Origin of the sequence: Luteimicrobium sp. NPDC057192, from assembly GCF_042670205.1 — a bacterium.
Classification (GTDB): domain Bacteria; phylum Actinomycetota; class Actinomycetes; order Actinomycetales; family Cellulomonadaceae; genus Luteimicrobium.
Genome location: NZ_JBHUWD010000065.1, coordinates 1 through 7952 on the forward strand (window position 1 = coordinate 1; position 7952 = coordinate 7952).

Below are 7952 nucleotides of genomic sequence, written 5' to 3' on the forward strand. Positions count from 1 at the left end.
CACCAACACCAACCGGTGCCAGCAACCACGAGGGATAAAATTTGGCATTGACTATCAAGCACACTGTTGAGTTCTCAAGAAACGGACGCTCACCCCGTTCCGGCTTTTCGGCCTTCTCCGTGGCGACTTCTGAACTCTATCCGGTTCTCGGCCCTCCGATCAAATCCGCTGGATTTCGACCGGAGCGACGGAATCGAACAAAGATCCGTCCATCACGACAGCACCCGGGCACAGCAAATGCGCCAAGTTCCTTCGTGAATGGGTTGCCCTCCGGCGGCGAACAGCCTCGCCGTGCTCTTCCGAGCCGACTCGTCCGTCCCTCACGTTCCGGGGGGATCACTAGCGTAGCACCTCCTGGGGCCGGCCCCGACCACCCCGGCGCCGGCGGGCGCGAGACCGCCGCGGGGCCCGGGTGTCGAGCCCGGTCCCGCGGCGGTCGGCGCAGCTCGTCAGGGCAGGTAGTACGTGGGGTTCGGCAGCTTGACCGTCCGGTCGGCGTGGCCACCGATCAGGTCGGAGTACTGGTCCCCGAAGTTCGCGACCACGTCGTACCCGCCACCCGCGGGAGCCTCCACGTGCGCCCGCGTCTGCGACTTGTACTCGATGGTCGTGCACTTGGCCGTGGCGCACGTGATGTACGACGGCTGCTGCGACGACCCGACGCCGGTCCACTTCGTGTAGTAGTTGCCCGCGGTGAAGCCCTGGTAGCCCACGGCCTCCAGGTTGCCCAGGGTGGCGGCCTTCTGGTCGTCGTTGCGGCCCGTCAGCCCGACGATCGTGCAGCCGGCCCGGCGCGCCGTGTCCACGAGCGAGACCATGCCCGGCGTGGCAGGGAACTTCTGCGCCTGGACCCACACGTCCTGCTCGGCCGGATCGAAGACGAACTTCATGTCCCCGACCTCCATGTCGTACGTCCACAGGGTGGTGTCGTCGGCGTCCAGGACGATCGCCGGGTTGCGGTGGAGCCATGCCCCCACCGCGCACTGCCGCGCGACCTGGGGCGCGACCTTCTGGGTCAGGCGCTTCATCTCCGTCAGGTACGGCGACGACGTCCTGCTCGCGAGCCCGGTGCCCGGGTCCCCGTAGTACGTCGCGATCGTCTTCTTCACCGAGTCGATGTTGGGGATGCCCTCCCCGCCCTGCGTGAGCCCGCTCGAGCCGTCGGGCTTCATCGCGAACTGCGTCCTCGGGGCCAGGCGCGGCTCACGCAGCCCCGGCAGGTCGGCGGACGGCAGGTAGTAGGTCGGGTTGGGGAGCTTGAGGATGCGGTCGGCGTAGCCGCCCTGGAGGTCGGACCACTGGTCCCCGACGTTGAGCGTGATCGTGTAGCCGAGGTCCTCGATGTGCCGCCGGGTCAGCGCCTTGTACTCGACCGTGGTGCACGACGCCGCCTGGCACGTGACGTACGACGGCTGCTGGGAGGCGCCCTTGCCGGTCCACTTCGTGTAGAAGTTCGCCGACGTGAAGCCTTGGTAGCCGACCTTCTGCAGGTTCGCGACGGTCGCGGCCTTCTGGTCGTCGTTGCGGCCCGTGAGGCCGAAGATCGTGAAGCCGAGCGCGTGCGCGGTGTTGACGAACCGCACCATGGCCGGCGTCGCCGGGAACTTCTGGCCCTGGACCCAGACGTCCTGCTCGGCCGGGCTGAACACGAACTTCATGTCCCCGACCTCCATGTCGTAGGTCCACAACGTCGTGTCGTCGGCGTCGAAGACGATCGCGGGCTTCTCGTGGTGCCGGCGCGCGTCGGCGAGCATGGTCGGGAGCTTCCGCAGCTCCTTCGCGACGATCGCGTCCATCTCGCGGATGTAGGGCGACGCCGTCTTGTCGGCGATGCCGGTCCCGGGGTCGCCGTAGTACGAAGCGATGGTCTTCTTGACCGAGTCGATGTTGGGGATGCCTTCCCCGTCCGGCATGAGCCCGCTCGAGCCGTCGGGCTTCATCGTGAAGTGCGTGCGCGGGGCGAGGTGCTGGCTGCTGCCCGACGACGGCCAGCCGCCGCCCGGGTGCCCGCCGCCTCTGCCGTGGGCGTCCGCCGGAAGGACCGCGGCGGTGACGGTGAGCCCGAGCCCGACGGCTCCGGCGACGACGGTGGTGACGATCCTGCGGGTGCTGCGCACGGGGGTCTCCCTCGGGTCTCGCGACGGTGCGGACCCGAGCGAACGTACCACCCGGTAACGTCAGGCGACAGGCTCCGGCGCCCCCGAACGGCGCTCCTCGCGCGACAGCCTGCTCGGCCACCACATGGACCGTCCGACGTCGAGGTTCAGTGCCGTCACCAGGACCGAGCGGACGATCAGCGTGTCGAGCAGCACGCCGAACGCGACCGCGAACCCGATCTCCGCGAACGTCACGAGCGGGAGGGTGCCCAGGGTCGCAAACGTGCCGGCGAGCACCAGCCCCGCGGACGTGATGACCCCGCCCGTGGCGGCGAGCCCGACGAGCGCGCCGCGGCGGGTGCCGAGCTTGCCCGCCTCCTCGCGCACGCGGGTCATGAGGAAGATGTTGTAGTCGATCCCCAGCGCGACCAGGAACACGAAGACGAAGAGCGGCAGCGACGGGTCGGCACCGGCGTAGCCGAACACGTGCCGGAAGACGAGCGCGCTGACGCCGAGCGCCGCGCCGAACGACAGCACGACCGTGCCGATGAGGATCAGCGGAGCGGTGATCGCGCGCAGCAGCAGCGCCAGGATCACGAACACGACCAGCAGGATCAGCGGGATGATCCGTTCCGTGTCGCTCCACGACGCGCGCAGGACGTCGAGGTTGACGGCCGTCGAGCCACCGACCTTCGCGTCCGCGCCCGGCACGGCGTGCACGGCGTCGCGCACCCGGTCGACGGTGTCGTACGCGGCCTGGCTGTCCGGGGCGGCGGTCAGCGTCCCCTCGAGGTAGGCCACGCCGTCCTTCGTGACGGGCTTGGTCACGGTCGACGCGTCGATCCCGCCGGTACCGGCGAACGCGGTGCGCACCTCGTCGGCCTGCGCGGCGTTCGAGACCACCACCACCGGCTCGCCCGCGCCGCCCGGGAAGTGCTTCTCCAGCACCTGCTGCCCCGTCACGGACGGCTGCTCGCCGCGGAACGACTCGGCCGTCGTCAGGCCGGTCGCGCCCAGCTGGGTGACGCCCAGCGTGCAGACCGCGAGGATCACCGACGTCACCACCCACGTGCGTCGCGGGCCGCGGGCGATCCGGCGACCGACCTTCGCCCAGACACCGTTCTCGGTCGGCTCCGCCTGCCCCTCGTGCGGGATGCGCGGCCAGAACACCCACCGGCCGCACGCGACGAGCAGCGCGGGCAGCAGCGTCAGCATCACCAGCAGGCCGACGACGATCCCGATCGCCGCGACCGGGCCCAGCCCGCTCGTCGAGCTCATCTGCGCCACGAGGAGGCACAGCATCCCGAGGGCCACGGTCGCGCCCGACGCGATGATCGCGGGCGACGCGCGGTGCAGCGCGAGCCCCATCGCCTCGTGCTTGTCACCGTGCCGGCGCAGCTCCTCCCGGTAGCGCGCGACCAGGAGCAGGGCGTAGTCCGTCCCGGCACCGAAGACCAGCACCGTGAGGATGCCGGCCGACTGCGCGTTCACGGTGAGCCCGGCGTGCTCGGCGAGCAGGTAGATCACGGCCTGCGCGACCGTGAGCGCAACCCCGGCCGAGATCACCGGGAGCAGCCACAGGACCGGGCTCCGGTAGGTCAGCAGGAGGATGACGATCACGACGCCGGCCGCCGCGAACAGCAGCGTCGACTCGATGCCCTCGAACGCCTTCGACGAGTCCGCGGCCTGGCCGGCCGGCCCCGTCACGTACGCGCCCAGGTCGGGGGGCCCGTCGTCCGCCACCTGGCGCAGCTCCGCCACGGCGTCGGCGGCGTGGTCCCAGCCGTTCGGGCCGAGGTTGAGCGGGACGACGACCTGTGCGGCCTTGCCGTCCTGGGACGGCACGGGCCCGACCACCTTGCCGTCGAGGTCGTCGCGCTGGCCGAACGTCTTCGCGTCCTCCGCGACGGCAGCAAGATCGGCCTGCGTCAGGTTGCCGCCGTCGTCCCGCACGTAGACCACGACCGCGGGCAGCGTGTCCGGGTCCGAGAACGTCGACGCCACGTCCAGGACCTGGGTGGACTCGGCGCTCTCCGGCAGCCAGTTCTTGGCGTCGTTCGACTGGACACCGCCCAGCTTGCCCGCGAGCGGGCCGAGGACGGCGAGCACGACGAGCCAGAAGCCGATGACGATCCACTTCGTCCATCGGTGGGTGATCCACGCGGCGATCCGGGGCACCGTCCCAGTCTGAGACTCAGCGCGCCCACAGGGAACCCCGGGAACACCCGGATCACCCCCTGAGTTCCGTGCGCGTGTCGGAGGTGCGCAGCCGGGCCTTCGGGCGCACGGTGGAACACATGACTGACGGACGACGACGCCCGGCACCCCGGGCGACCACCCTCCTCGCAGCCCTGCTCGCGGTCGCGCTCGCGGTCGTCGTCCCGGTCCTCGCCGGCCCGGCGCTGCTCGGACCCGGCGGCGCCGCGGACGCTGCGGCACGCTACGTGTCGCCGCTCAAGGCCGAGACGTTCTACACGTCGTCGATGTACGGGCCCCGGTGCCTCCCGGTGGCGAACGCGAGCGCGTGGCACATCGGCATCGACCTCGAGGCGCAGAACGGCGCCCCGATCTATGCGGTCGCCGCAGGGACCGTGACCCACGCGGTGAACCCCAAGAACGGGAACGCCGGGTACGTCATGGTCAAGAGCTCGGGGGGCGGGGTCCGGTACGACCTCGTCTACGTGCACATGGCCAAGGCGACGAAGTACGTGCACGCGGGGCAGAAGGTCAAGGCCGGGCAGCGGATCGCGCTCGTCGGGTCGAGCGGTCCGGCGACGAGCCCCAACCTGCACCTCGAGGTCTGGAAGGGCGGCTACGGCAAGACGCACGTCAACCCGTCGACCTGGCTCCGCGCGCGCGGCGTGAGCATCGCTCGCGCCCGGATCTTCGACCAGGGCGTGAAGACGCCCACCAGCTGCACCTACTACTCGACCGCGACGCGGCTCAACATCCGCTCGGGCCCGTCCACGGGCTACCGGGTCCTGAAGACCGTCCCCCGCAACACGAAGATGATCTCCAAGCCCGGCAAGAAGACGAACAACTTCGTGCCCGTGACCGTCGGGACCACCCGAGGCTGGGCGAGCGCCGCGTACGTCTCCCCGACGAAGGTCGGCTCGGGCGGCACCACCAAGGTGACCTACGTCGTCACGCACGACACCTGGATGCGGGTCGGTCCGACGACGGCCTACAAGCACGTCAAGGCCGTGAAGAAGGGCACCCGGATCACCGTGGTCTACGCGCACATCAAGCACTCGCGCGACGTGTCCGTCGGCGGCAAGCGAGGGTTCGTCCTGGACGCTCGGCTGCGCCGGGGCTGACCTCCGGGGCGGGCGGTCAGCCGGCAGCGAGCGCCGCGCGTCGCACCTCGGGCGACAGCAGCCGCTCGAGCTTCTCGCGCGTGCCCGTACCGGGCACGGGGTTGTGCAGGACGAGCGAGAGGTCGGGGCGAGCCGGGACCTGCAGCTGCGTCGCCTCGACGAAGAGCGTTCCGAGCACCGGGTGCTCGAGCTCCTTCGCGAGGAAGCCGGGCGACGCGACGTCGTGCTGCGCCCACCGCTCGACGAACTCGGGGCTCGTCTCGCGGAGCTCCTCGACGACCGCCGCGTACCCGTCGTCGCCGGGGTTCGCGGTGCACGCTGCCCGGAACTGCGCGACGACGGAGCCCGCGTTCGCCTCCCAGTTCACGGCCCGGCTGCGGTACAGGTCGTCCGTGAAGAACGCGACCATGCAGTTCTGCGGGATGTCGGGCCGCATGCCCAGCACGGCCGCCGACGCCTCGTTGTACATGACGCAGTTCCAGTACCGGTCCATGACGTGCGCCGGGCTCGGCATCCACGAGTCGAGGAGGCGCATCAGGCCCTCGCCGACGCCGCGCGCGTCGCCGTCGACCTCGGCCGCCGGCGGGTTGAGGCCCGCGAGCGCGTAGAGGTGGCGGCGCTCCGCACTCGACAGCAGCAGGACCCGGGCGACGGCGTCGAGCACCTGCGGGGAGACCTGGATGTCGCGCCCCTGCTCGAGCCACTGGTACCAGGACGCCCCGACGCCCGCGAGCACCGCGACCTCCTCGCGGCGCAGGCCCGGGGTGCGGCGGCGTCCGGCGTCGGGCAGGCCGACGTCGGCGGGGCTCACCCGGGCGCGCCGGGTGCGCAGGAAGTCACGCAGCTCGGCGCGGCGCGCTGCGGCCGCGTCGGTGCCCGATGTGTGCGGCGCGGGACGCGCCTCGACCAGCTCGGCCATGCCGGGGTCCCCCGTCCTCACGGTGCCTGCCTGGTGGTGCGGCCACCAGCATAAACGGGGGCTCCCCACGGATGTCGGAGCGGCCCGAGGCTCGACGCATGGCAACCGAGACCCTCACCCACGACACCGGCCGCACGGCCGGCCGCTCGCCCGCGCCGGAGCCCGCTCCCGTGGGCGCACGCTTCGCCCGGCGCGAGCTCCTCGTCCTCGTCGTCCTGTGCGCGGCGCAGTTCATGGTCGCCCTGGACTTCTCCATCCTCAACGTCGCCCTGCCGACGATCGGCACCGACCTCGCGATGTCGTCGTCGACGCTCCAGTGGGCGATCACCGCGTTCGCCCTCCCCTCGGGCGGGTTCCTCCTCCTGCTCGGGCGCACCGGCGACCTCTACGGCCGGCGCCGGCTGTTCCTCGGCGGGCTCGCCGTGTTCGGCGCCGCGTCGCTCGTCGCGACCCTCGCGCCGTCACCGGCCGTGTTCCTCGCGGGGCGGGCGCTGCAGGGCCTGGGCGCCGCCGCGATCGTGCCCACCGCCATGGCTCTGCTCACCACCACGTTCGAGGAGGGGCCGCGCCGGGCGCGCGCGCTCGGCGTCGCAGGGACCCTTCTCTCGCTCGGCTTCACCGTCGGCATGGTGCTGGGCGGCGTGCTCACCGACACGCTCGGGTGGCGCTCCACGATGGCCGTCCTCGCCGTCGCGACCGTGCTCGTCCTGCCGCTCGCGCGGCTCTTCCTCCACGAGTCGCGGCACGAGGGGCCGGACCGTCCACGCCTCGACGTCCCCGGCGCCGCGACCGTCACGGGCGGCCTGCTCGCCCTGATCTACGCGCTGTCGACGGCGGCGTCGCGCGGGTTCGGCCACGTCGACGTGCTCACCGCCCTGCTGCTGGGTGCCGGGTTGCTGGTCGCGTTCGTCGTCGTGGAGTCACGGACCGCGCAGCCGCTCGTGTCGCTGCCGCTGCTGCGTCGTCGGACGGTCGCCTGGGGGAACCTCGGCGGGCTCGTCACGTTCTCGATGATGAGCACCGTCATCTTCGTCCTCACGCTCTACCTGCAGGACGTCCTCGGGCTCGACGCGTTCCGGACCGGGCTGGTGTTCGGCGTCCAGGGCGTGCTGTCCGTCGGCGCGGGCGCCCTGGCCCCGAAGCTCGTCGACCGGTTCGGCGCCCCGCGGACCCTCGTCGGCGCGCTCGTCGGGCAGGGCGTGTTCATCGCGACGCTCCTGGCGCTCGGCACCGGGACCGGTTCGGTGTGGCTCGCCGTCGCCGGGGTCTCGCTGGCGTCGGTCTGCCACCTCGGCGCGATCATCTCGTACGGCGTGACCGCGACGTCGGGCGTCGCCGACGACCAGCAGGGACTCGTGACCGGCGTCGTCACGACGACCCAGCAGGTCGGGATCACCGTCGGGATCCCGCTGCTCGGCGTGCTCGCGACGACCGCCGCGAGCCTCGAGCACGGCGTCCACGTCGTCCTCGGGCTCGACGCGGCGATCGTCCTCGTCGCCGCGGTGGCCGTCGGGCTCGGGCTGCGGGTCTGGCGGCCCGCGGGTGCCGGGGCCGCCGCCGCGGCAGAAGCCACCGCCTGAGCACCGGGAGCGAGACGGCCGGGGCACCCTCGCGGTGCCC

General features: G+C 71.8%; 5 protein-coding genes. 2 read left to right on the forward strand and 3 right to left on the reverse strand.

All coding sequences use genetic code 11. The annotated features are described in order from the left end of the window. Positions 1–449: 449 nt before the first annotated feature. Together ACFT5B_RS19315 and ACFT5B_RS19320 are read right to left on the reverse strand one after the other, a co-directional pair. A complete protein-coding gene (locus ACFT5B_RS19315) occupies positions 450–2117 on the reverse strand; it encodes an HAD family acid phosphatase (protein WP_386800812.1) in 1668 nt (555 codons plus the stop codon). A gap of 60 nt (positions 2118–2177) precedes the next feature. Then, entirely contained in the window at positions 2178–4274 is a 2097-nt protein-coding gene (locus ACFT5B_RS19320) for an MMPL family transporter (protein WP_386800813.1), read from the reverse strand. Between the two features lie 119 nt (positions 4275–4393). On the opposite strand from ACFT5B_RS19320, the gene ACFT5B_RS19325 reads away from it, so the two are divergent. Further along, the gene (locus ACFT5B_RS19325) at positions 4394–5413 is read left to right on the forward strand and encodes a peptidoglycan DD-metalloendopeptidase family protein (protein ID WP_386800814.1); all 1020 of its coding nucleotides are present in this window, start codon (positions 4394–4396) and stop codon (positions 5411–5413) included. Between the two features lie 16 nt (positions 5414–5429). On the opposite strand, the gene ACFT5B_RS19330 is transcribed toward ACFT5B_RS19325, so the two are convergent. Continuing rightward, a complete protein-coding gene (locus ACFT5B_RS19330; RefSeq protein ID WP_386800815.1) occupies positions 5430–6353 on the reverse strand; it encodes a helix-turn-helix transcriptional regulator in 924 nt (307 codons plus the stop codon). A gap of 77 nt (positions 6354–6430) precedes the next feature. Between ACFT5B_RS19330 and ACFT5B_RS19335 the strand changes: the two genes are divergently transcribed. Continuing rightward, a complete protein-coding gene (locus ACFT5B_RS19335; protein WP_386800816.1) occupies positions 6431–7912 on the forward strand; it encodes an MFS transporter in 1482 nt (493 codons plus the stop codon). The last annotated feature ends 40 nt before the right edge of the window (positions 7913–7952 follow it).